Source organism: Candidatus Pelagibacter sp. HIMB123 (assembly GCF_052048195.1).
Lineage (GTDB): Bacteria > Pseudomonadota > Alphaproteobacteria > Pelagibacterales > Pelagibacteraceae > Pelagibacter.
In genome coordinates, this window is sequence record NZ_JBNAIL010000017.1 from 1 (window position 1) to 23,255 (window position 23,255).

The window sequence follows — 23,255 nt, forward strand, 5'->3', positions numbered from 1 at the left end:
AATCTTATTTATGATAATCTCACTAACATTTAAAAGAAAATGAGAACTTTTTACCCTCCGATTCGGTCATGTTTTAGTCTATTTTTGTTCTTTAGCAGTAACAATATCTGGTAGGTAAAAAAAAAGAAGCACAAAAGATAGAAATGACTAAAAATAAAATTACAGCTGTTCTCGGTCCTACAAATACAGGCAAAACCTATCTTGCTATCGAAACCATGCTTTCTTTTGAGAGTGGCATGATTGGATTTCCACTTAGATTACTTGCAAGAGAAGTATATGACAAAGTAATCAAGAAAATAAGTTTAGATAAAGTTGCACTTATAACCGGAGAAGAAAAAATAATCCCATCTAATGCAAAATATTTTTTATGCACAGTGGAGTCTATGCCGATTGACAAGCATCTTGAGTTTGTTGGCGTAGACGAGATTCAAATGTGCTCTGATCATGAAAGAGGTCATATTTTTACTGATAGACTTTTAAATATGAGGGGGGAAAAACTTACAATGCTAATGGGCTCAAGTACCATTAAAAATATTATTTCAAAATTAGATGGAGATATTGAATTTATAAATAGAGAAAGATTATCTAAACTTACATACGCTGGTCATAAAAAAGTATCAAGAATTGATAGAAAAACAGCAATCATTGCGTTTTCAGCAGAGGAGGTTTACGCCATTGCTGAATTAATAAGAAGACAAAAGGGTGGTGCCGCTATTGTAATGGGATCACTGAGTCCAAAAACAAGAAATGCTCAAGTTGAATTATATCAATCTGGGGATGTTGATTTTCTAGTTGCAACAGATGCAATTGGGATGGGAATAAACATGGATTTAGATTTCGTTTATTTTTCAAATGTTAAGAAATTTGATGGAAAAAAATTAAGAAGATTAAATTTATCTGAAATAGGTCAAATAGCCGGTAGAGCTGGCAGGTACCTTAACGATGGAAGTTTTGGTATTACTGGTGATTGTAAAGAAATATCTCCAGAGGAGGTAGAATTATTAGAAAATCATAAATTTGAAGAAATAAGAACTTTGTTTTGGAGAAATTCAAATCTTAATTTCAATAACCCAATAAGTTTAATTAAAAGTTTAGAGGAAAAACCTCAAGTGGAATGGCTAAGAAAAATTCATGAATGTGAGGATGAAAAAGCACTTAAATATTTTTTAAAAGATGAAACAATTTTAAATAAAGAATTTAATAAGAAAACTTTAATGCTCTTATGGGAATGTTGCCAAATACCTGATTTTGTAAAAAAAACTTATGGAAATCATTTTGTAGTTATAGGAAATGTATTTAAATTTTTAACTAGTAAAAAAGGACTAATTTCTGAAGATTATATGAGATTACAGCTCATGAAACTAGATAAATTAGATGGAAATGTAGATTCTTTATCAAATAGAATTGCAAATGTCAGAACTTGGTCATATGTTTCGAATAAAAATAATTGGGTAGAAAATCAAAGTTATTGGATTGAAAAAACTAAACACTTAGAAGATAGACTTTCAGACAGATTACATGAAGAACTTACTAAAACTTTTATTGACAAAAGAGCAAGCGTGCTCGCTAGAGGTTTAAAACAAGATATGGAATTTAAAACTGAAATTTTACAAAACAATGATGTTAAAATTGACGATCAATTCATCGGAAAGATAAAAGGGCTAAAATTAGAACTAGATTTAAAAAAAGGTGCTTTGGAAACTGATATTAAATCTTTAAAAAAAGCTGCAAGACAAACTATTGGTCCGGAATTAGAAAAACGTGTTCAATCAATAATTGATACGGGATTAATTAATTTAAATGAAGATTTTAAAATTTACTGGAATGATTTCCCAATTGCCAAATTAACAACGGGTAATGATTATTTAAATCCTAATTTTGATTTAATTGTTGATGATATCATTGAACAAAACACTAAACAGAAATTAAATGACTATGTTAATAAATGGATACATTCAAAAATAAATAACGTTCTTAAAAGTTTAATTGATTTAAAAAATATAAAAGAAAATAATTCGTCAATTAAAGCACTAGCATACCAACTCTATGAAAATAATGGAGTATTAAAGCGAGATCAAGTTTCTGAATACCTAAAAAACTTAGAACAAAATGAAAGAAAAATTCTTAGAGACTTAGGAGTAAAGTTTGGGAGATATCATGTTTTTCTTTATCAATTAATTAAACCAGAAGCAGTATCTTTGCGAACATTGTTGTGGAAAAATTTTTATCAAAAATTTCATAATTTAAAACCACCTACCTTTGGTTTGAATTTTTTAGACGATAAAGAAATAAAAAATAAAAACTTCATGCTTTTGTGTGGATTTGAAAGATTTGATAATTTTTTTGTAAGAATTGATATTTTGGAACGATTATTTGTATTAATAATAAATTCTAGTTCAAAGGAAAATTCTGAAATAAAATTAGTTCCAGAAATGTTAAATCTTTTAGGATGTAGTAAAGATAATTTCAAAAAATTACTTCAAAAAAATGAATTATAAAATATTTGAAAAAGAAAATGAAACATTTTTTAAATATAGTCCTAATAAGAAATTTAAAAAAATTACAACAAAGAAGATCTCAAACGAAAATCCATTTAAAATATTAAAGAATTTAAATTTAAATTAAAATGTTTTTTAAAAAAGAAGAAACAAAAAATAATAATTTTCTCATAAAAGTTTGTGCTTTATTAATTCACGCTGCAAAAATAGATGAGAACTATACAGATAAAGAGGAAGAAATTATTAAAAGAACACTTAATGAGCTAGGTATAAAAAATGAAAATGTTTCTAAAACAATTGAAGAAGCAAAAAAAATTGAAGAAAGCTCAAATCAAATTTTAGACTTTACTCGAGAAGTAAAGGGGTTGCCCGAGAAAGATAAAATTAAAATTATTGAGGCTTTGTGGTCCATAATCTATTCAAACAAAGATGCTGATATATATGAAACTAATTTAATGAGACGACTTGCGGGTTTACTTTACATTGACAATAAAACAATGGGCGATATTAAAGAAAAAATTAAACAAAATTTAGAATGACATATATCGTTAATGACAATTGTATTAAGTGCAAGCTAACAGACTGTGTTGATGTCTGCCCAGTTGATTGCTTTTACGAAGGTAAAAATATGCTTGTAATTAAACCCGATGAGTGTATAGATTGTGGCGTTTGCGAGCCAGAATGTCCTGTCGATGCCATAAAAGCAGACACCGAACCTGGAAGTGAAAAATGGTTAGAGATCAATAAAAAATATTCTGAAATCTGGCCTAACATAAGTGAAAAAAAAGATCCACCAGCGGATCACGAGAAATTTAAAAATGAGCAAAATAAGTACGAAAAATATTTTAAAGAAAATCTTTAAAGGCAAAACAGACAAAAAAGTGAAAAAAAAAGTTTCTAAAAAGAAAGTTGTAAAAACTAAAAAAGCTAAAAAAGCTAAAAAAATAATTTCAAAAAAAATCAAAAAAGTTGTTAAAAAAGTTACACCTAAATTAACTAAAACCAAAAAAGCTGTTAAAATTACAGAAACTACAGCTGAACCAAAAGTAGATAATTTAAGGATTTCAAAAACAAATGAAGTTAAACCTGAAATAAAAAAAGTTAAAAAGCAAGAAACCGAAAAAAGAGAATACAAAATTAAAGATCATGTTGTTTATCCAAAGCATGGGGTAGGGCAAATTACTGAATTTAAAAAGATCAATATTGGTGGAATTGATGTTGAAACATATGTTATTAAATTTGAAAAAGACAAAGCTAACGGAATGGTCCCCGTAAACAAGCAGTCTCACTTGAGGCCGTTAGCAACTATTAATCAAGTTAACAAGTGTATTTCAATTTTAAAAAGTAAACCAAAAATTAAAAGATCAATGTGGAGTCGAAGAGCGCAAGAATATGAAGCAAAAATATCTTCTGGAAAAATATATGAATTAGCTGAGGTTGTCAGAGATTTAAACAAAGGTGATGACCTTATGGTTGACCAGTCTTATAGTGAAAGACAATTATTTGAAAAAGCTTATGAAAGAATTTTGTCTGAATTTCAGATTGTTTTGAATGTATCATTAGAAGATACTCAAAAAAAATTGGATAAAGCACTCAAAAGAAACTTAGGTGGGCAACCTCAACCAGCGACACCTGCAAAAACGCCAACTAGCGAACTACCTGTAGACGAGCCAATTTCGGATAACGACGAACCAATTGACGAGTAAAAAAAAACGCCTCTCACACACTACTGTAATGAGAAGCGTTTTTTGTAAAGAATACTAAGTTACTATTTTCTTCTTCTTTTTTTTGCTTTTTTCTTAGCTTTTTTCTTAGCTTTTTTCTTAGTTTTCTTTGCCGCTTTTTTTCTTTTCTTAGGCATCTTTAGCTCCCTTTTTTAGTTAAACGAATCAAATTGATTCGCTGTTAACATATTTTTATTTTTTTCTATAAGTTATGTCAATTCTTTAATTAAAAGTTAAATTTTATAAAAATTTTTTTTAACTTTTTATTTTTATAAAACTTTTTTTTATTAATTTAGTTAATGTTTATGCGGTTAATAAACAACTTAAATTAAATATTTTAATAAAGGTTTTCTAGCTGATTTTTATATTTTTCTGTAACTTTTTTTCTTTTTACTTTCATTGTTGGTGTCATTAAACCATTTTCAATAGAAAAATTTTCATCTATTAATTGAATTTTTTTTATCTTTTCTAATAAAGTTAATTTTTTATTTATTTTTTCAATTACTTTATTTATTTTTTCTTTTTCATTTAAAAAATCTTTATTAGGAACAATTAAAGCAACTAAGTAATTTTTTTTATCACCATAAACCATACATTGATCTATCTCTGGCTCATTCGTAATCATATTTTCAATTTTAGCAGGTGAAATGTTATCTCCACCAGCACTTACTATGATATCTTTTTTTCTATCAGTAATTTTTAAATAACCATCATTTGGATCTATCTCTCCAATATCACCTGTATGTAACCATCCATTTATAATTACTTTTTCAGTTTCTTCTTTTTTGTTCCAATATCCTAGCATTACATTTTCGCCTTTAACTAAAATCTCTCCATCTTCAGCAATTTTAACTTCATTTCCTTTAAATGGAGGTCCTACAGTTTCCACTTTAATTTTATGTATTGGATTACAACTTACTACTGGTGATGTTTCTGTTAAACCATAACCCTGAAGAGTAGGCAGTCCCACAGAATTCAAAAATTCTCCTATTTCTTTGTCTAGAGCCCCACCCCCTGAAACGAAAGCTTTCAAATTTCCACCAAACTGTTTTTTTATTTTTTTTCTAACTAATTTATCAACTATAAAATTGATTAATTTTTCAGAAAATGTCATTTTTAGATTTAATAGTTTTTTTCTTCCCAAACGAAGAGTTGCTTCAATCAATTTTGCTTTAAAACCTGTCTGCTTTTTTAAATTCATGTTTATTTTGTTATAAAGATTTTGGTAGAACCTTGGAACTGCTGTCATAATAGTGGGTTTTGCCTCAGATATATTTTCTAAAAGTTTTTCTATTTTTTCTGCATAGAATACTTTTGCTCCTACAGCTATCTGTGCAAATTGAACACAATGCTCATAAGAGTGTGAAAGAGGAAGCCAAGTTAAAAATACTGGTCTTGAGTTAAATAACGGTTTCATAATTTCACATGCTCCTACGAGATTATTTAAAATTCCACCATGACTTAAAATTACTCCTTTTGGATTACCTCCAGTTCCGGAAGTATAAATGATGCATGCTGGAGAATTTCTTTTTAATTTATTATTTTCAATTTTATCTTCTGCTAATAAATTATTATTTATAATTAAATTAAAATCTAAATATTTTTCTTTGTTAATTATATTTAAATTATTTGTTACCTTGGTTTTTTCATCCAAAGTAATAACTTTTTTGATAAAGTCTTTTTCATTAATTGAATTATTTAATTTTTTTAACATTTCATTATTTGAAATAACAACCAGGCTAGGTTCACAATCTTCTATCAAATACTTATAATCATCTTCTGTGTAGGTTGTATATGCTGGAACTGTAATTCCACCAGCTACCATAATTGCTAAATCAGAAACAAACCATTCTGGTCTATTCTCTGAAACCAAAAGACATCTATCACCTTCTTTTATATTTTCTTTAATAACTTTTGATAATTTTAAAATATTTTTTTCAGTTTGTTCCCATGTGTATGTTTTTTTATTGCTTGGGTTTAGCCATTCTAAAAAAATATCTTTTTTATTTTGTTTATTTGCTTGATTAACAAATAATTCGATCAAATTATTTAAATTATTTAAATTCATAGTTACTTGGTGGGCGAAGAGAGAATCGAACTCTCACTTCTTGCGAAACACGATTTTGAGTCGTGCGCGTCTACCAGTTCCGCCATTCGCCCTGGGTATTTAATTAAATTATATTTAAATAGTATAAGAACTAAATTTATATTAAAACCAAAAAATGTTTCAAACACTTTACAAAAAATGTTTAGAATTAGCCGCACATAAAAGTTCAAATTTTTATTTAGGGCTTGTATCTTTTATAGAAAGTTCTTTTTTTCCTATACCTCCAGATGCAATGATAATCCCAATGGTTATTGCTAAAAAAAAGGAATATTTGAAAATATTTTTAATAGCATCAATATTTTCAGTTCTTGGAGGAATCTTTGGATATTTAATTGGATATTTGTTTTTTGATTTAGCAATATATGTAATCGAATTTTATGGTTATCAAGATAAAGTTGAAAATTTAAAATTAAGCATGTCTGAAGGTAGTGGATTCCTCGCATGGCTGAGTATTCTTTTTTTAGCTGGCTTTACTCCATTACCCTATAAAGTCTTTACGATTTCAAGTGGTTTAATTGCTTTTAATCTTCCTATTTTTATAATTGTTAGTTTAATTTCAAGAAGCCTGAGATTTTTCATAGTTGCCTATTTATCTTATAGATTTGGTGGATTATTTACAGAGTACATGGAAAAACATGGATCAAAATGGTTCACCATAATTGGAATTATTATAGTTATAATATTTATTATTATTTATTTATTTTTTAAATTTAATGGTTGAGATTAACAAAACAATTACATTAAAATTAATTTTTTTTATTAGTATTATTGCTTTATCTTCAGCATTTTTTATTGAATATGTTTTAGGTCATCAACCCTGTAACTTATGTATATTGGAAAGAATTCCATACCTCTTAGCATTAATAATTATTGTATTAAATTATAAATTTATTAATCTTGAAAAATATTTCATTCTTTTTCTTATTTTAATTTTTTTAGCTGCTACTATTTTATCTTTATATCATTTAGGTATTGAGCAAGGTTTTATTGAAGAATCATTGGTTTGTGATTTAAAAAATGGCTCCAATTTACTATCAAAAGAAGACATATTAAGACAGTTGCAAGAAAAGAATGTGAGCTGCAAAGATGTTACATTTAAAATTTTAGGATTATCGCTTACAAGTTACAATATTATAATATCAATATTAATAGTATATTTTACAACAAAAACTTATTTAAGTTATGACAACAATAAATAAAAAGAAAATAGAACAATTTATTAGAGTTGATCATGCTGGGGAGCGTGGTGCTGTTAAAATTTATGAAGGACAGTTGCTTGCTCTAAACACATTAGTTAAAGATGAAGCTTTAAAAAAAACAATTGAAGAAATGAAGGTACATGAAAAAGAACATTCTAATTTTTTTGAAGAAGAAATTAAAAAAAGAAATATAAAACCGACAAAATTTTTACCCTTATGGGATTTATTAGGTGTAGGATTAGGTTTTGGTTCAACTTTACTTGGTAAGAAAGCAGCTATGCTTTGCACTGCTTCCGTCGAAGAAGTGATAGATGAGCATTATTTAAACCAAATAAAACAGCTTGATAATAGCGAACCAAAACTTAAAAAAAAAATAATTAAATTTAGAGAAGATGAATTAAGTCATAAAGATATTGCCTATGAAAAGGGTGCTACAAAAGAAGGTCCATACTATATATTAGATAAAATTATTAAAACTGGGTCAAAAATTGCAATAAATATTTCTGAGAAAATTTAAGACTCTAACTCTACGTCCCAATATAAGTAATCCATCCAGCTTTTATGTAAAAAATTTGGTGGAAAATTTTTGCCATTCTTATGTAAATCTTCAGTTGATGGTCGATAAGGGTACTGATGCAACTTCATACCTGAATGTTTTAACAGTTTTCCACCCTTTTTCACATTGCATGCAGAACAAGCTGTTACAACATTATCCCAATTAGTTTCGCCTCCTTTTGATCTAGGCAATAAATGATCAAAAGTTAACTCTTCATTGCTTCCACAATATTGACAGGAAAATTTATCTCTTAAAAACACATTAAATCTAGTAAAACTCGGCTTGCTTTGAGGAACAATGTAATCCTTTAATGCGATGACACTTGGTAATTTCATATTAAATGATGGACTTCTTATAGTTCTATCGTAATTACTAACGATGATAACTCGATCAAGGAAAACTGATTTAACAGTATCCTGCCATGACCATAAAGACAAAGGGTAGTAACTCAAAGGTCTATAGTCTGCATTGAGCACTAGCGCAGGACACTTTTCTAATGAAACATCTTGTTCAATAAAATTGTTCATTAACTAATTTTAACTTAGTTAAACAATTTTATCAATAATAAGAGATGTTAAAGTTTTTTTAAAATAAAATTTAAAGCTGTACTTGATGCTTCAATAGGAATATGATGATCACAATTTTTTATTAATAATGTATCAACTTTAACGTTGTTTCTAATTAAAAAATCTTTTGCTTCTAGTAAATGTGTTGATGGGACAATTTGATCAGCTTCTCCATGTATAAGTAATGTTTCAGTATTATTTTTGATTCTGTTTTTTAAATCTTTTTGATTTATTATCTTTCCAGAAAAACCAACTAGACATGAAAATTTTTCTTCAACTGTAAGACCAACATTTAAAGACATCATGCATCCCTGGCTGAATCCTGATAGACAGATTTGATTATTTGATAATTTAAACTCTTGTTTTATTTCATTAATAAATTTTTTTAAAACTTCTTCAGCCTTAATTGATTGCTCTAATATGTAATCAGAATCCTCTTTTGTTAAATCAAACCACTGATAACCAGATGAATTTATAACACATGCCTCATGACCATTCGGACAAATAAAGACTGTATTAGGCATATGTCTTTTCCAGTTTAAAGATAGCATGCTTATATCTTTTCCATCACCTCCATAACCATGAAGCAAAATAATAGCATTTTTAATTTCAACACCGTCCTCTGGCTTAATAATTATTGAATCTAGGCAAAATGTCATAGTTGATAAATTATGTTTTTTATTTCAAAAAACAATCTAAAATAAAAATATGATATCAGGAATATTTGTAAAAATTTTATCAATAGCTCTTTTGATTGCTGTGGGAATAGTTTTAATTTTAGGTATAGGCACTCTTTTTAAAGGTGGAGAAACTAGTAAAAAATATTCAAACAAATTAATGCAATTAAGAGTTCTTCTACAATTTATTGCTATTCTTGCTTTGGTTGGCTTTGCTTACTTTTTTAAAAATTAGTTATATTTTTTTATCCAATTAACGAAATTTGTATCTTCAAAATCAATTGAACCTATTATTCTAGCAAATTCTTGACCCTCTTTATTAATTAGAATTGTTGTAGGGACGCCTCTTAAAGTAAACATTTTTGCTAATGTAGTAGGTGGATCAAAATAAGGTTCAAAATTTTTAATGTTAAGATCTATAAAAAATTTATTAACTTTTTCTAAGGTTTCTTTCCCAATATTAATTGGAAAAATTTTTATTTTATCGAATTCTGGGTTAGCTTGGAGTTTATCTAAAGATGGCATTTCATCTTTACAAGGTTCACACCAGGTCGCCCAAAAATTTAATATCAATAAGTTGCCAGTATATTCATTGATATTAATTTTTTGATCATTTTTGTCTAAAAAAATAACATTATCATATGTTTTTGGTATTTTATGGATTACAATATTTTTAATACCAGGTAGTTGTTCGGCTACAGCATTTGTTATCAAAAAAATAAATATTATTAAAAATCTCATGTTAAATAGGTATAATTAAATATCATGGCAAAAAATAAAAACAACCAAGCAATCTGGAACTCACGGATAAAAAAAAATGCATCAAGTTTGTTTCAAAAAGTCGGTAATTCAATAGATATTGATAAAAGACTCTACAAAGAAGACATCCAGGGATCAATTGCTCATGTTGAAATGCTTTTTAAACAAAAAATAATTTCATTTAAAATAAAAAATAAAATTATTTATGGACTAACAAAAATTGATAAAGAAATCACAAAAAATAAATTTGAGTTTAATAAAAAATATGAAGATATTCATATGAATATCGAAAAAAGACTTTTTCAAATTATAGGTGAAGAAGCTGGCTATGTTCACACTGCAAGATCAAGAAATGATCAAGTAATTACTGATTTTAAAATTTGGATGAAAAATTCGACCAACGAAATAAATAGTAATATTAATAAAGTTATTAAGAGCACAATCAAGTTAGCTGAAAAAAATGTTGAGACTATCATGCCTGGATTTACACATCTTAAAAATGCTCAAGCTATCTCTTTTGCACATTATTTAATGTCTTATGTAGAAATGTTTAATCGAGACAAAAAGAGATTTTCTAATAATTTAAACAGTTTAAATGAAAATCCCTTAGGTGTTGCAGCTTTAGCAGGAACATCATTTAATATAGATAGAAATTATACAACCAAAAAACTTGGTTTTAAAATACCTACAAATAATTCTATTGATACAGTTTCAGATAGGGATTTTGTTTTAGATTTTTTATATGCTTCATCAGTATGTGCTATGCATATTTCTAGAATTGCTGAAGAGTTAATTATTTGGAATTCTGATGGTTTTAACTTAATCAATTTATCTGATAAAGTTGTTACTGGATCATCGATAATGCCACAAAAGAAGAATCCTGATCTTTTAGAATATTTGCGTGGAAAATCAGGAAGCGCTTATGGAAATTTATTTTCGATGCTTACAATTTTAAAAGGTTTACCATTATCTTATTTTAAAGATTTACAAGACGACAAGGAAATAGTTTTTAAATCAAACGATAATCTTAATAATTGTTTAAAAATTTTTGATGAAGTACTAAAAAATTGCAATCCAAATAAGAATAAAATGTTAGAGCTTGCTAATTCTGGATACATTACAGCAACTGATTTGGCTGACTATCTTGTAAAAAATCACTCGATGTCTTTTAGAAAAGCATATCAAAAAACTGCTGCTGTAGTTAATTTTGCTGAAAAAAGAAAAAAGAAGTTAAACGAATTAACTTTAGATGAGTTAAAAAAAATTGAACCTAAACTTAAAGAAGATGTATTGAAAGTATTTAACTTAAAAAATTCAATTAATTCGAAAAAATCTTATGGTGGAACTTCTTTTGATAATATTAAAAAAATGATAATGAAATATAAAAAAGAAAAATGATAAAAAAATTTACCATAATTATATTGTTATTTTGTGTAGTTATTTCTTGTGGGAAGAAAGGTGATCCTAAATACGTAGATCCAGATAAAAAAGCAGAAATAAATGAAGTTTCAATTAACTTAACTTAATGAAATACATAAATAGAAGATTAACAATAGAAAAAATTAGTCTCCAAAAAATTGCAAGTAAATTTGGAACTCCATTTTATTCTTATTCTTATTCTAAATTAAAAGAAAATATTAATAATTTTAAAAGAAGCTTTAGATCTTTTGCGCCACTTATCTGCTTTGCAGTCAAATCCAACACAAATGTTAATATAATTCGAGAAATTAAAAAATTTGGATTAGGTGCTGATGTTGTTTCAGTAGGAGAACTGATGATGGCACTAAAAGCAGGAATTAATCCAAGCAAGATAGTATTTTCTGGTGTTGGTAAAACAACAAGTGAAATCAGCTTTGCTATTGATAAAAAAATATTGCTTATTAACGCAGAGTCTTTAAGTGAAATAAAAGAAATAAATCGAATAGCAAAATCAAAAAATAAAAGAATAAAAATTGGTGTAAGACTAAACCCTAATACAGATGCAAAAACATTAAGCCAAATATCCACTGGGAAAAAAGAAAATAAATTTGGCGTAAATAAAAATACATTCTATGAAATTATAAATTATTGCAAGAATTCAAAAAATATTGATTTAAAATGTCTAAGCGTTCATATAGGTAGTCAAATTTTAGACCATAGACCTTATGAAAAAATGCTTAAAGCGGTCAGTCAAATTCTCAATAAAACAAATCATAAATTTGAATTTATAGATTTAGGTGGGGGTATGGGCATTACTTACACTGATAAAAATAAAAAACTTAATTATAAAAAATACAACACAGCTATTCTTAAATTTTTAAGAAAACATAAAGTTAAAATTATATTTGAGCCAGGGAGATCAATTATTGGCGATACCGGGACATTAGTGTCAAAAATAATCTATATAAAAGATAGCGGAAGTAAAAAATTTATAATTTTAGATGCAGCAATGAACGATTTAATGAGACCTGCTTTGTATGGTGCGTTTCATAAAACCTTACCCGTTACAAAATCTAACAAAACATCTAAAAAACCATATGAATTTGTAGGTCCTATTTGTGAAAGTACAGATAAATTTGTTACATTAAAAAAATTTCAAGTGTTGAATGAAAAAGATTTAATAGCGATATGTGATGTGGGTGCTTATGGAATGTCACTAAGCTCGAACTATAATTTAAGACCTAAACCAGTAGAATTATTAATAAAAGGATCAAAAATTAAAGTAATAAGAAAAAGACAAAAGCATAAAGATATAATTTAGCTTTTGACAAAAATGATAAGAAACTTTTTATTTTCAATATTGTTTTTCACTGGAATCATCTTCATTTCGATAATTTTTTTACCATCATTTTTTTTGCCTAAACAGGTTGTTCTGTTAGGAGGTAAATTAATGGGCCATTGGGCCAGTTTTTGTTTAAGGTTTATTCTTTCAGTAAAAATTTCAATCAAAGGAAGAGAAAATATTATTAATAATGAAAAATTTTTTATAGCAGCATCTCATCAATCAATGTTTGAAACTTTTTATTTACAAACAATCTTTAACTCACCTGTGTTTATTCTAAAAAAAGAATTATTGTTAATTCCAATATTTGGTTGGTACTTAAAAAAAATAGGATCAATTTCAATAAAAAGAAACAAGGTTACAAAAGATAACTTGGGTTTTTTTGATGATATTTCAAAAATGATGGCTACTTCTAATAGACCTTTAATTATTTTTCCTCAGGGAACTAGAGTTCTTCCAGATGAAAGACCACCTTTTAAAAAAGGTGCTTCGAGAATTTATGAAGAACTAAATGTTGCTTGTCAGCCAGTTGCAATTAACTCAGGATATGTATGGCCTAAAAAAGGTGAAAAAAAATCCAATAGAACTATTACAATCTCTATTCTAAAACCAATTCCTTCTGGTTTAACAAAAGAAAATTTTATTCAAATTCTTGAAAAAAATATTTACTCAGAGTTAGATTTAATTAATTAGCCCTTCATAGGCATAACAACAAAAATACTATCAAAATCACCCGGATCTTTTATTAGTGCTGGTGAACCACTATCATTAAAGAAAATTTCAACTCTATCTCCATCTAGTTGTGAAGCAACATCTATTAAATATCTAGAGTTAAAACTTATCTCTAAGTCATGATCAAACTTAACACTTAGAGTTTCTTTACCATCACCACTGTTAGTATTATTTACTGAAAGATTTAAAGTATCTTTAGATAAATTGAATTTCACACCATCTTTTTTATCTAATGAAACAGATGCTACTCTATCAACAGAATTCAAAAATAATTTTAAGTCTATTTCTAATTTTTTTTGATTATTTTTAGGTATAACTTGAATGTAATTAGGAAATTTTCCATCAATAAGTTTTGAGATTAAAATACTATTATTTAATTCAAATTTTATTTTTGATTTTACATTTGAAACTTTTACATCTCCGTCATAGCTATCTAATAAAGAACAAAGTTGAAAAATTGTTTTTTTAGGTAAAATTATTGGATCAAAATCAATTTTTTCTTCTAATCTAACTTTTGAAATAGACATTCTATGACTATCAGTTGCAACTGCTGTTAAATAATTTTTATCTTCAACTTCTGTTTGATGAAAATAAATTCCACTTAGGTAATGCCTTGTTTCGTCATTAGAAACTGAAAATTTACACTTATTTAATAATTTTAATAATTGTTTTGATTTAATTATAAATTCATTTTGATTAAAATTTTCATCTGTCAATGGAAACTCTGTTGCACTTATGCAATTCAAATTAAAAATAGATTTTTCAGACTCTACTTGTAATTTGCTTATATCTGTTAAAGAAAGATTTATTTTTTTTCCTGAATTAAACTTTCTTATAATATCATACATGATTGAGGAGGTTGTGGTTGTTTTGCCCTCCTCTAGAATCTCTACATTATTTAATTGATGTATAAATATTAAATCTAGATCAGTCGCTGTGATAGTAAGTTTTGAATTACTTGCATCTAACAAAATATTAGAAAGTATTGGTAATGTACTTCTTTTCTCAATAACCCCTTGGCAATAATTTAATGCTTGCTGGAGGTCTTGTTGATTAACGTTAAATTTCATTTTCTTTATTATTATATAAAATCTGGTTTTTTAATTTATTTATATTATCTACCATCTCAGGATCTTTTTCTTTTATCTTTTCAATAGTTTTTACTGAATGAATTATCGTTGTATGGTCTCGGTTAGAAAATTCTCTTCCAATTTCAGGTAATGATTTAGAAGTCAAAATTTTAGTTAAATAAATTGCTGTTTGCCTAGGTCTTACTAAATATCTTGATCTTCTAGATGATAACATCTCATTTTTGCTGATTTTAAAAAACTTACAAACAATTGTCTGAATTAGATCTATTGTAACCTTATTTTCTGCTAAATTTAATAAATCCTTTAAAACTACTTTAGTCTCTGCAAGATTTGGAACTTTGTTGTAAATTCTTGAAAATGAAACAACTCTGTTTATTGCACCAACTAATTCCCTTACACTTCCAGTTATTTCATTACTTATAAAATCTTGAATTTCTCTAGAAACTTGCAATTGTTCAGAATACAAGGCATTCAATTCTTCAGTTTTTTTTTCAACTATTTTTTTTCTTAGGTCAAGGTCTGGCTTTTGAATATCAACAACTAATCCGCCAGAAAATCTTGATTTTATTCTTTCTTGAATCCTTGATAGTTTGTTTGGTGATCGATCAGCCGATACAATTATTTGAGATCCCTTATCAAGTAATGCATTAAATGTATGAAAGAACTCCTCCTGCATGGCCTCTTTTCCACTTATAAACTGGATATCATCGATTAATAAAATATCTGTATTTCTAAAATACTCTTTAAACTTAACCATGTCGTTTGATTTAATTGATTTTACAAACTGATACATGAAACGTTCTGCAGAAATAAACATTACTTTATTATTTTTTTTAAGCTCTAAACCTATTGAATTTAATAAGTGAGTTTTTCCCATTCCAACACCACCATAAATATAAAGTGGATTATAGTGAGATATATTTTCTGAAACTTTTAAAGAAGCTTCGTAAGCTAATTTATTACTTGAACCTGTAATAAAATTATCAAATCTTTTATTTGGATCAATTCGATTATACTGAAGATAAGAGTCTTTTATAAATGAAACATTTTCATTAGTATTTTTTTCTTTAATACTATTTTCTTTTAAAGTGATATCTTGAGCTTTTTCAACTATTTTGAACTCAATTCTAATAATGTCTTTTTTATAAACTTTAATTATTTTTAATATTTGGTCTAAATACCTTGATGTAATCCAGTCTCTAATAAATCTTGTTGGAACTGATAATAATAAGTAATTATTGAATTCCTCTACAAAAGAAATCTTTTTTAACCAGCTCTCATAAACTTCTAAGCCAAGTTTATTTTTCATTTCATTCTGTACTTGCTTCCATTCAAAGCCTTCAGAAGAAAAATTATTAATATCTTTTGTATTTGTTAATTTATTCATAACTTAAGGGGAAATCTCAATTAGAACGATTTAAAAAAATTTGCAACAAGTTAATAAAAAAAATTAAAAAAAAATAAAATCTATGATTGTGATTGATAATGTTACAGATAAATTTAAATTTTGATGTGAAATTAAAATTTTAAATTGAATCAAATATAGATTGAATCAAATATAGATTGAATGGTTAGCATTCAAATATTTACTAAATCAAAATATAGTAAGTGTAAAAAAAGTTTAAATATATGATGTAGATACCAAGAGTTGTTAGAAAACTTAATGCTGGTTTTTAGATTGCAGCAATTTTTTTTGTTATTCTGGAAACATTTCTAGAAGCGTTTTGTTTTTTTATTATTCCTGTTTTTGCAATTTTCATCAACTCAGAGTTGAACTTTGGTAAAAATTTTAGTGCTTCATCTTTCTTTTTACCATCAATCAGAAGGTTCATTTTCTTAAGGGCGTTTTTAAACCTGCTCTTTCTAGCTTTATTGACCGCAGTTTGTTTAGAAATTCTTCTAATTCTCTTAATTGCTGATTTTGTGTTTGCCATCTGCGCAGGGGTATAGCTTGAGAATTTATAGTGGTCAACTAAATATTTAACTATTTTTGACAAGAAACACAAAAAAAAGTCGACCTATTTGATGTTATTTTTTTTTTTATTTTGCCTTTGCAATTCTTACGCTTACAATCGGCTCCGTCTTGCTGATAGACTTTAAACTCTTTTTGGAAGGTACCTTTGTTACCTGAGATATCTTTAAAATCTCTTATACTTGAACCTCCCTTATTAATTGCCTGTTGAAGTATTTTCTTAGAATTAAATATAATATTTAAACATTCATTTTTATTAAGTCTTTTTGCCTTTTTAAATGGATTTATTTTACTGGCGAAAAGAATTTCACTTGCATAAATATTACCTATTCCAGAAACAAATCTTTGATCAAGTAAGAAACTTTTTATATCCTTATTTTTTTTCTTAAAATAATTAACTACATAATTTAAGTTAAATTTATCACTAAATGGTTCAGGTCCCATTGATTTAAATCTTTTCTGTAGATCTTGATAATTATTAATTATTTCAAAAAATCCAAATCGTCTTGGATCATTATAAATTACTTTCAAACTATCAAATATAAACTCTGCATGATTGTGTTTTTTAGGTAAAAAGGGTGAATGATAAAAACTAGTATTCGTAAATTTAAGAGGTTTTTTATTATCAAGAATGTGAATTGTTCCTGACATTCCTAAATGGATTAAACAATAATCTTCATTTTGAAAATGGATAATCAAATATTTAGAAAATCTACTAACTTCAATTATTTTTTTATTTTTAAGAAAACTTTCAAAATCACTTGGTATTTTAAACCTTAAATTCCTGTTTCTAATTATTACTTTTTTTATGCTTTTTTTTTTGATCTTTTTATGAAGGGATTGTCTAACAATTTCTACTTCTGGTAATTCTGGCATTTGATACTATATTCAATATATATTTTTTTATGCAACAAAATCTTCAAAATAAAAAAGGACTTGTAGAAAATGTATTTAATCAGGTCTACAACAAATATGACTTGATGAATGACTTTATGTCTATGGGTGTACATAGATATTGGAAAAAAAGTTTAATCAATATGATGAATCCGAGAGTTAGTAGAAAATTAATAGATGTTGCGTGTGGGACGGGGGATGTTGGAAAGTTATTTTTAGATAGTACAAATAAAGAGGCTGAAATTACTTGTGTAGATCCTAATAAAGGAATGGTTAGTCAAGGAAAGCAAAAATTATCTAATTACAAAAATGTAAAATGGGTTATTTCTCCAGCAGAAAAATTACCAATAACAGACAATTCATTTGATTATTACACTATTAGCTTTGGGTTAAGAAATACTAAAAATTTAAATAAAGCACTTTCAGAAGCCTATAGAGTTTTAAAGCCTGGTGGACGCTATCTATGTCTAGAATTTTCGAAGATTCAAAACTCAAATCTTGATTTTATATATAAAAATTATTCAAGACTCATTCCTATCATTGGCCAGTTTGTAGTTGGAGAAAAAGAACCTTACGAATATTTAATCAAAAGTATTAAACAATTTATTAATCAAGACGAATTAATAGAGTTAATGGAAAAAAATAATTTTCATAAATGTTCTTATAGAAATCTTTCTGGTGGTATTGTTTCAATTCATAGTGGTTGGAAAATTTAATGATTAAAAAACTTATTACTTTATTTAAATTAGGAAGAAAAATTGCAAAATCAGATATTTTAAAAATTGCATCAAAGTTTAAAAAACCTCCTTTAGCTATAACAATATTATTCCAAATATTATCTATTTCATTTGAAAAAAGAGAACAAAATAATTTAATTGAAGATGATGGTGAAAGACTATCTAGGTCATTAGAATCTATGGGTACAACTTTCATCAAACTTGGGCAATTTCTTGCTACAAGACCTGATATAATTGGAGAAGAATTATCTTTAAAGCTAGAAAAACTTCAAGATCGATTACCCCCTTTTTCAATTCATGAAGCAAAAGAAATTATTAAAGAAGATCTTGGAGTTGATGCTTTTAATTCAATAATTGATTTAAGTGAACCAGTTGCTGCTGCATCAATTGCACAAGTTCATAAAGCAAAAATAAATGACAATGGAACTATTAAAGATGTGGCAATAAAAATTTTAAGACCAAATATAAAAAAAATATTCAATGAAGAAATAGATGCGATGATGTTATTTGCATTTATTATTGAGTCATTTGTAAAAAAAACAAAAAGATTAAAACTAGTTGAAGTTGTTTTTTTACTTAAAGAAATAACTAATCTTGAGATGGATTTAAGATTTGAAGCTGCTGCAGCAAATGAATATGCAGAAAATACTAAAAATGATGCTGGGTTTAAAGTTCCTGAGATTTATTGGAATTTTACTAGTGAAAATGTAATGACTTTAGATTGGATAGATGGAATTTCAATAAGGGAAGCTGAGGAGTTAAAGAAAAGAAATTTAGATACCAATAAAATAGCAGAAGATATTATCCAGCATTTTTTGAGACATGCTGTAAGAGATGGTTTTTTTCATGCAGACATGCATCAAGGAAATATTTTTGTTGATAATAGTGGCCAGATTGTACCTATAGATTTTGGGATTATGGGGAGATTAGATAAACTTAGTAAAAGGTTTTTAGCAGAAATTTTATTTGGATTTATTCAAAGAGATTATCGAAAAGTAGCTGAGGTTCATTTAGTGGCTGGATTAGTTCCTAAAGAAGTACCAATTGATGATCTGGCTCAAGCTTTGAGATCAATTGGTGAGCCTATATTTGGTCAAGAAGTGAAAGATATTTCAGGAGGTAAATTACTCAAACAACTGTTTGATGTAACAGAAAAATTTAATATGCAAACTCAACCTCAATTATTAATGTTGCAAAAAACCATGGTTGTTGTTGAAGGTGTGGCAAGAAAATTAAATCCAAACACAAATATTTGGACAACTTCAAAGCCTGTACTAGAAAATTGGCTTAAAGAAACAAAAGACCCAATTAATAATTTAAATGAAACTTTAAAAAATACATCTGAAGTTATTAAACGTTTGCCAGAATTTCCTGAGATTATGGATAAAGCAAATCAAGCATTAACGTTTTTAGCTAGTGGTCAAATTCCACAAAATTCAAATTCTTATACTGCTCTGAATGATAAGAAATCAGAAATGATAGCATTTAGAAATCAATCTATTATTGGTTTATTACTTCTTGTAATTTTTGGCCTTATAGTATTTTAATTCTGCAAATGAAAAATTTGTTAAATAAAAAAATACTATTTATTATCTGTGGAGGAATATCTGCTTATAAAAGTCTTGAAACAATTAGGCTCTTTAAAAAGAATGGTGCAGAAATAAAGACAATTCTTACAGCAAGTGCAAAAGAGTTTGTAACACCACTTTCAGTAACATCACTTTCTCAAGGTAAAGTTTACAGCGATTTATTTAGTGTAGAAAATGAGGCTGAAATGGACCATATCTCGCTTTCAAGATGGGCAGATATAATCGTAATTGCACCTGCAACGGCAAATTCAATTTCAAAACTGGCTCAAGGAACAACTGATGATTTAGCATCCACTGTTGTTTTGGCTTCAGATAAAGACACTATTTTAGCACCAGCAATGAATGTAAGAATGTGGGAGCATCCAACTACTAAAACAAATATAAAAAAATTAAAGGAGTTTGGATATAAACTAATTGGTCCAGAGGTTGGTGATATGGCATGTGGTGAATATGGAGAGGGTAAAATGTCAGACCCATCAGTAATTGCTGAAGAAGTTGATAAATATTTCTTAACTCAAAAAAATAACAAAAAATTTAAAGCATTAGTTACAGCAGGTCCAACTAATGAGTACATAGATCCAGTTCGTTTTATTACGAATAAATCAAGTGGCAAACAAGGATACGAATTAGCAAAATCATTATCCAAAAAAGGTTTTGATACAACATTAATATCAGGTCCAACTAATCTTGAAATAACTAAAGATATTAATCTTATAAAAGTTGAAACAGCAGATGAAATGTTAGTTGCCACTCAAGAATATTTACCTGTTGATGTAGCAATTTTTTCTGCTGCTGTAGCTGATTTTAAAATTAATAAAAAATATGAAAATAAAATTAAAAAACAAGAGAATTTATACTTAAATTTAGAAAAGAATGTAGACATACTTCATTATGTGTCTAACCATAACTCCATGAGACCTGATCTTGTCATTGGATTTGCAGCAGAAACTAATGAGATTGATAAAAATGCAGAGGAAAAATTAAACAAGAAAAATTGCGACTGGATAATTTCTAATGATGTATCAAATAAAGATATAGGATTTAATTCTGATTATAATGAGGTAACAATTCATTATAAAAACAGAGACGTTAAAAAAGAAAAACTTTCATACAAAAAAAAATCTGGAATTTCTGATGAAATAGTTGATAGAATACTTGATCAATTAAATTAATGGCGAAAGTTCTTATCAAAAAGTTAGACCCTGCAGTTGAATTACCTGCTTACAAAACAGAAGGTGCATCTGGCATGGATTTGATGGCATTAGTGAAAGAACCCATCAATCTTAAACCAAACTCATCATGTTTAGTTCCAACAGGCCTTGCTGTTGCATTTTCAAGTGATTTTGAAATCCAAATAAGGCCAAGATCTGGTTTAGCTGCAAAAAACAGTATAAGTGTTTTAAATACACCTGGAACTATTGATAGTGATTACAGGGGAGAAATAAAAGTAATTCTATTTAATCACGGGAAAAATGATTTCTTGATAAATAATAAGGATAGAATAGCACAAATGATTTTAACTCCTGTAATTAAGATGGATCTCGAGGAAACTGATGATCTACCAGAAACAATTAGAGGAGAGGGTGGGTTTGGCTCAACAGGAAAATGAGCAAAAATTTAAACAAAAAAGAAATAGAGAAATTCTCAAGACAAATAATTCTTAAAAATATTGGGGCGTTAGGTCAAAAAAAAATTTTATCTTCAAAAGTCTTGATAGTTGGTATAGGTGGTCTAGGTTGCCCAGTAGCAGAATTTTTAACTAGATCGGGTATTGGTACACTTGGGATTGCAGATCATGATACTGTAAGTCTCTCTAATATTCACAGACAAGGTCTATATAATGAAAAAGATATAAATCAATCAAAAGTAAAGATTGCAAAAAAAAAATTAAATAAAATTAATCCAAAAACAAAAATAAATATTTTTAATTTAAAATTAAATAAAAATACATTTGAAAAAATTATTAAAAATTATGACTATATCGTTGATGGGACTGATAACTTTGAAAGTAAATTTTTAATAAATGATTTAAGTTTAAAATATAAAAAATTTCTAGTCACTGGTGCTATTAGTAAGTTTGATGGACACATTTTTACTTTTAATTTTACCAACAAAAAAGATCCTTGCTTGAGATGTTTTTATCAAGAAGACACAATATCTGATGAAATTTTAAATTGTGAATATGAGGGAATTTTAGGAACTGTTGCAGGCACAATAGGTACATTGCAGGCAAATGAAGTTTTAAAAAAAATATTAAATATTGGACAAAATTTAAATGGACACATTCTAATTCTAGATCTATTGAATTTAAATTTCAGAAAAGCAAAAATTAATAAAAGAAAAAAATGTCTATGCAATTAATAGTAAAAAAAATTTATATAGTATTTTTTTTATTATTTTTTACTCACATTTCGTTTGCTGATGAAATTTTTGTCTCTCTTAAAAAAAATAAAGTAAATGTTCGCTACGGGCCAAGTTTTGAATCTGATATTAAATACGTTTATAAAAAAATAAATCTTCCATTAAAACAAATTGATAAAAAAGAAAATTTCAGGCGAATTATAGATTTAAAAAATAACAGTGGATGGATTCATATTTCACAGTTAAAAAAAAGTAATTCAGTAATAGCCACAAAAGATAAAGTTTTATTTAAGAAACCTACATCTTTTGCTAAACCAGTTGCTCAAATTAAAGAGGGAAGATTATTAATTATAGAAAAATGTGAACAAAATTGGTGCAAAGTTACATCTGAAGAATTTGAAGGTTGGATTAAAACAGATGATATTTGGGGACTAAATTAATTAAAATCAGCAGATAAAGAGGCTATATTTTCTTTAGATAATTTTGTGCTATGAGAATATTCCTTATGATCAATACCAAGCTCAATTTCTGAGCTATTGGATTGAAATTTTTCTATTTGATCATCAGTAAAATTAAAGTGAATAAACTGTACAGAAGAAGCTTTTCCTTCAGCAGAGGTTCGATCAACATCTTCTTCGGGAACCGCTTTAATTTTCTCACCATTTATTTTCATAAATACTGTTTCTTCTATTCCACCAACTTTTCCAAGAAACGCAGCCCTTGAAATAGGATTATCTATTTCAAACATTAAAGTTGCTGTAAGTTCTTTGCCGTTAGGTATTAAAGGATTGTACGCAGATAACTCATCTTGAAGTTGCTCATCACCACCTTTTTCAATGTATAGCATTTCTTGTACTTGAGCTAACATTGTTTCATAACTTTCAAAATAAAAAGTCGCATAAGGACCTAAAGCAACTCTTCTATTTTTTTTATAATCAACAATACTTTTTCTTAATTCACGTCTCTTTTCTATATAAACATCTAAAGGTATGATGTCTTCTTTTTGAATTTCTCTTTTTTCTCTCGGCATGA

The 23,255-nt window shown here is 27.2% G+C and carries 26 protein-coding genes, 1 tRNA gene and 1 pseudogene; 18 read left to right on the forward strand and 10 right to left on the reverse strand.

Annotated elements, in window-relative coordinates; genetic code table 11:
- Window positions 1-143 precede the first annotated feature (143 nt).
- The 4 genes and pseudogenes from ACTTBL_RS04435 to ACTTBL_RS04450 all read left to right on the forward strand — a co-directional run bounded on the left by ACTTBL_RS04435 (window position 144) and on the right by ACTTBL_RS04450 (window position 4,204).
- Window positions 144-2,625 (forward strand): annotated as a pseudogene (locus tag ACTTBL_RS04435) (helicase-related protein).
- 1 nt (window position 2,626) lies between these two features.
- Complete coding sequence (locus ACTTBL_RS04440) at window positions 2,627-3,037, forward strand: TerB family tellurite resistance protein (RefSeq protein WP_440643789.1); 411 nt, start codon at window positions 2,627-2,629, stop codon at window positions 3,035-3,037.
- Entirely contained in the window at window positions 3,034-3,360 is a 327-nt protein-coding gene (gene fdxA / locus ACTTBL_RS04445) for a ferredoxin FdxA (protein WP_075484280.1), read from the forward strand. The genes ACTTBL_RS04440 and fdxA overlap by 4 nt, the downstream gene beginning before the upstream one ends.
- Window positions 3,317-4,204, forward strand: coding sequence for a CarD family transcriptional regulator (locus ACTTBL_RS04450; protein ID WP_440643790.1), 888 nt, complete (start codon window positions 3,317-3,319; stop codon window positions 4,202-4,204). Before fdxA ends, ACTTBL_RS04450 begins: the two co-directional genes overlap by 44 nt.
- 355 nt (window positions 4,205-4,559) lie before the next feature.
- On the opposite strand, the gene ACTTBL_RS04455 is transcribed toward ACTTBL_RS04450, so the two are convergent.
- Together ACTTBL_RS04455 and ACTTBL_RS04460 are read right to left on the reverse strand one after the other, a co-directional pair.
- Window positions 4,560-6,290, reverse strand: coding sequence for an AMP-dependent synthetase/ligase (locus ACTTBL_RS04455; RefSeq protein WP_440643791.1), 1,731 nt, complete (start codon window positions 6,288-6,290; stop codon window positions 4,560-4,562).
- A gap of 7 nt (window positions 6,291-6,297) precedes the next feature.
- Window positions 6,298-6,382 (reverse strand) — tRNA-Leu (locus ACTTBL_RS04460).
- Between the two features lie 62 nt (window positions 6,383-6,444).
- Between ACTTBL_RS04460 and ACTTBL_RS04465 the strand changes: the two genes are divergently transcribed.
- Genes ACTTBL_RS04465 through ACTTBL_RS04475 form a run of 3 tightly spaced genes read left to right on the forward strand, consistent with a single transcriptional unit; the run spans window position 6,445 to window position 8,045 of the window.
- Window positions 6,445-7,050, forward strand: a complete 606-nt coding sequence (locus ACTTBL_RS04465; RefSeq protein ID WP_440643792.1) for a YqaA family protein — start codon at window positions 6,445-6,447, stop codon at window positions 7,048-7,050.
- On the forward strand, window positions 7,043-7,528 hold the full coding sequence (locus ACTTBL_RS04470; protein WP_440643793.1) for a disulfide bond formation protein B: 486 nt from the start codon (window positions 7,043-7,045) through the stop codon (window positions 7,526-7,528). The genes ACTTBL_RS04465 and ACTTBL_RS04470 overlap by 8 nt, the downstream gene beginning before the upstream one ends.
- Window positions 7,512-8,045, forward strand: a complete 534-nt coding sequence (locus ACTTBL_RS04475) for a demethoxyubiquinone hydroxylase family protein (protein ID WP_440643794.1) — start codon at window positions 7,512-7,514, stop codon at window positions 8,043-8,045. Before ACTTBL_RS04470 ends, ACTTBL_RS04475 begins: the two co-directional genes overlap by 17 nt.
- Here ACTTBL_RS04475 and ACTTBL_RS04480 read toward each other — a convergent pair.
- Window positions 8,042-8,611, reverse strand: a complete 570-nt coding sequence (locus ACTTBL_RS04480) for an HNH endonuclease (protein WP_023854458.1) — start codon at window positions 8,609-8,611, stop codon at window positions 8,042-8,044. The two genes, ACTTBL_RS04475 and ACTTBL_RS04480, sit on opposite strands and share 4 nt — an antisense overlap.
- Before the next feature lie 47 nt (window positions 8,612-8,658).
- Entirely contained in the window at window positions 8,659-9,309 is a 651-nt protein-coding gene (locus ACTTBL_RS04485; RefSeq protein ID WP_440643795.1) for an alpha/beta hydrolase, read from the reverse strand.
- 49 nt (window positions 9,310-9,358) lie between these two features.
- Here ACTTBL_RS04485 and ACTTBL_RS04490 point away from each other — a divergent pair, with 49 nt between their 5' ends.
- On the forward strand, window positions 9,359-9,562 hold the full coding sequence (locus ACTTBL_RS04490; RefSeq protein ID WP_440643796.1) for a twin transmembrane helix small protein: 204 nt from the start codon (window positions 9,359-9,361) through the stop codon (window positions 9,560-9,562).
- Here the strand turns inward: ACTTBL_RS04490 and ACTTBL_RS04495 are convergent.
- Complete coding sequence (locus tag ACTTBL_RS04495; RefSeq protein WP_440643797.1) at window positions 9,559-10,068, reverse strand: TlpA family protein disulfide reductase; 510 nt, start codon at window positions 10,066-10,068, stop codon at window positions 9,559-9,561. The genes ACTTBL_RS04490 and ACTTBL_RS04495 overlap by 4 nt on opposite strands.
- Before the next feature lie 24 nt (window positions 10,069-10,092).
- Between ACTTBL_RS04495 and argH the strand changes: the two genes are divergently transcribed.
- From argH to ACTTBL_RS04515, 4 genes are read left to right on the forward strand one after another with little or no spacing between them, the layout of a single operon-like run.
- The gene (gene argH / locus ACTTBL_RS04500; RefSeq protein ID WP_440643798.1) at window positions 10,093-11,484 is read left to right on the forward strand and encodes an argininosuccinate lyase; all 1,392 of its coding nucleotides are present in this window, start codon (window positions 10,093-10,095) and stop codon (window positions 11,482-11,484) included.
- A complete protein-coding gene (locus tag ACTTBL_RS04505) occupies window positions 11,481-11,612 on the forward strand; it encodes a hypothetical protein (protein ID WP_023854463.1) in 132 nt (43 codons plus the stop codon). The genes argH and ACTTBL_RS04505 overlap by 4 nt, the downstream gene beginning before the upstream one ends.
- Window positions 11,612-12,826 (forward strand): diaminopimelate decarboxylase, encoded by a 1,215-nt coding sequence (gene lysA / locus ACTTBL_RS04510; RefSeq protein ID WP_440643799.1) that lies wholly within the window; start codon window positions 11,612-11,614, stop codon window positions 12,824-12,826. Before ACTTBL_RS04505 ends, lysA begins: the two co-directional genes overlap by 1 nt.
- A 12-nt stretch (window positions 12,827-12,838) precedes the next feature.
- Window positions 12,839-13,540: a lysophospholipid acyltransferase family protein gene (locus ACTTBL_RS04515; RefSeq protein ID WP_440643800.1), complete on the forward strand. Its 702-nt coding sequence runs from the start codon at window positions 12,839-12,841 to the stop codon at window positions 13,538-13,540.
- Here the strand turns inward: ACTTBL_RS04515 and dnaN are convergent.
- From dnaN to mutM, 4 genes are all read right to left on the reverse strand, one after another.
- Window positions 13,537-14,649, reverse strand: a complete 1,113-nt coding sequence (gene dnaN, locus ACTTBL_RS04520) for a DNA polymerase III subunit beta (RefSeq protein WP_440643801.1) — start codon at window positions 14,647-14,649, stop codon at window positions 13,537-13,539. The two genes, ACTTBL_RS04515 and dnaN, sit on opposite strands and share 4 nt — an antisense overlap.
- Window positions 14,639-16,057, reverse strand: coding sequence for a chromosomal replication initiator protein DnaA (gene dnaA / locus ACTTBL_RS04525; RefSeq protein WP_440643802.1), 1,419 nt, complete (start codon window positions 16,055-16,057; stop codon window positions 14,639-14,641). The genes dnaN and dnaA overlap by 11 nt, the downstream gene beginning before the upstream one ends.
- 286 nt (window positions 16,058-16,343) lie before the next feature.
- Entirely contained in the window at window positions 16,344-16,604 is a 261-nt protein-coding gene (rpsT, locus tag ACTTBL_RS04530; protein ID WP_440643803.1) for a 30S ribosomal protein S20, read from the reverse strand.
- Window positions 16,605-16,654: 50 nt separating this feature from the next.
- Window positions 16,655-17,518 carry a bifunctional DNA-formamidopyrimidine glycosylase/DNA-(apurinic or apyrimidinic site) lyase gene (gene mutM, locus ACTTBL_RS04535; RefSeq protein WP_440643804.1) on the reverse strand — a complete coding sequence of 288 codons (864 nt, stop codon included), beginning with the start codon at window positions 17,516-17,518 and terminating at the stop codon, window positions 16,655-16,657.
- A 29-nt stretch (window positions 17,519-17,547) separates the two neighbouring features.
- Here mutM and ubiE point away from each other — a divergent pair, with 29 nt between their 5' ends.
- Genes ubiE through ACTTBL_RS04565 form a run of 6 tightly spaced genes read left to right on the forward strand, consistent with a single transcriptional unit; the run spans window position 17,548 to window position 22,663 of the window.
- Entirely contained in the window at window positions 17,548-18,252 is a 705-nt protein-coding gene (gene ubiE, locus ACTTBL_RS04540) for a bifunctional demethylmenaquinone methyltransferase/2-methoxy-6-polyprenyl-1,4-benzoquinol methylase UbiE (protein ID WP_440643805.1), read from the forward strand.
- Window positions 18,252-19,820: a 2-polyprenylphenol 6-hydroxylase gene (ubiB, locus tag ACTTBL_RS04545; protein ID WP_440643806.1), complete on the forward strand. Its 1,569-nt coding sequence runs from the start codon at window positions 18,252-18,254 to the stop codon at window positions 19,818-19,820. Before ubiE ends, ubiB begins: the two co-directional genes overlap by 1 nt.
- 8 nt (window positions 19,821-19,828) lie before the next feature.
- Window positions 19,829-21,034: a bifunctional phosphopantothenoylcysteine decarboxylase/phosphopantothenate--cysteine ligase CoaBC gene (gene coaBC, locus ACTTBL_RS04550; protein WP_440643807.1), complete on the forward strand. Its 1,206-nt coding sequence runs from the start codon at window positions 19,829-19,831 to the stop codon at window positions 21,032-21,034.
- Window positions 21,034-21,471 carry a dUTP diphosphatase gene (dut, locus tag ACTTBL_RS04555; protein ID WP_440643808.1) on the forward strand — a complete coding sequence of 146 codons (438 nt, stop codon included), beginning with the start codon at window positions 21,034-21,036 and terminating at the stop codon, window positions 21,469-21,471. Before coaBC ends, dut begins: the two co-directional genes overlap by 1 nt.
- Complete coding sequence (locus tag ACTTBL_RS04560; RefSeq protein WP_440643809.1) at window positions 21,468-22,223, forward strand: HesA/MoeB/ThiF family protein; 756 nt, start codon at window positions 21,468-21,470, stop codon at window positions 22,221-22,223. The genes dut and ACTTBL_RS04560 overlap by 4 nt, the downstream gene beginning before the upstream one ends.
- On the forward strand, window positions 22,214-22,663 hold the full coding sequence (locus ACTTBL_RS04565) for an SH3 domain-containing protein (protein ID WP_440643810.1): 450 nt from the start codon (window positions 22,214-22,216) through the stop codon (window positions 22,661-22,663). Before ACTTBL_RS04560 ends, ACTTBL_RS04565 begins: the two co-directional genes overlap by 10 nt.
- On the opposite strand, the gene ACTTBL_RS04570 is transcribed toward ACTTBL_RS04565, so the two are convergent.
- Complete coding sequence (locus ACTTBL_RS04570; RefSeq protein ID WP_440643811.1) at window positions 22,660-23,253, reverse strand: DUF3501 family protein; 594 nt, start codon at window positions 23,251-23,253, stop codon at window positions 22,660-22,662. The genes ACTTBL_RS04565 and ACTTBL_RS04570 overlap by 4 nt on opposite strands.
- Window positions 23,254-23,255 lie beyond the last annotated feature (2 nt).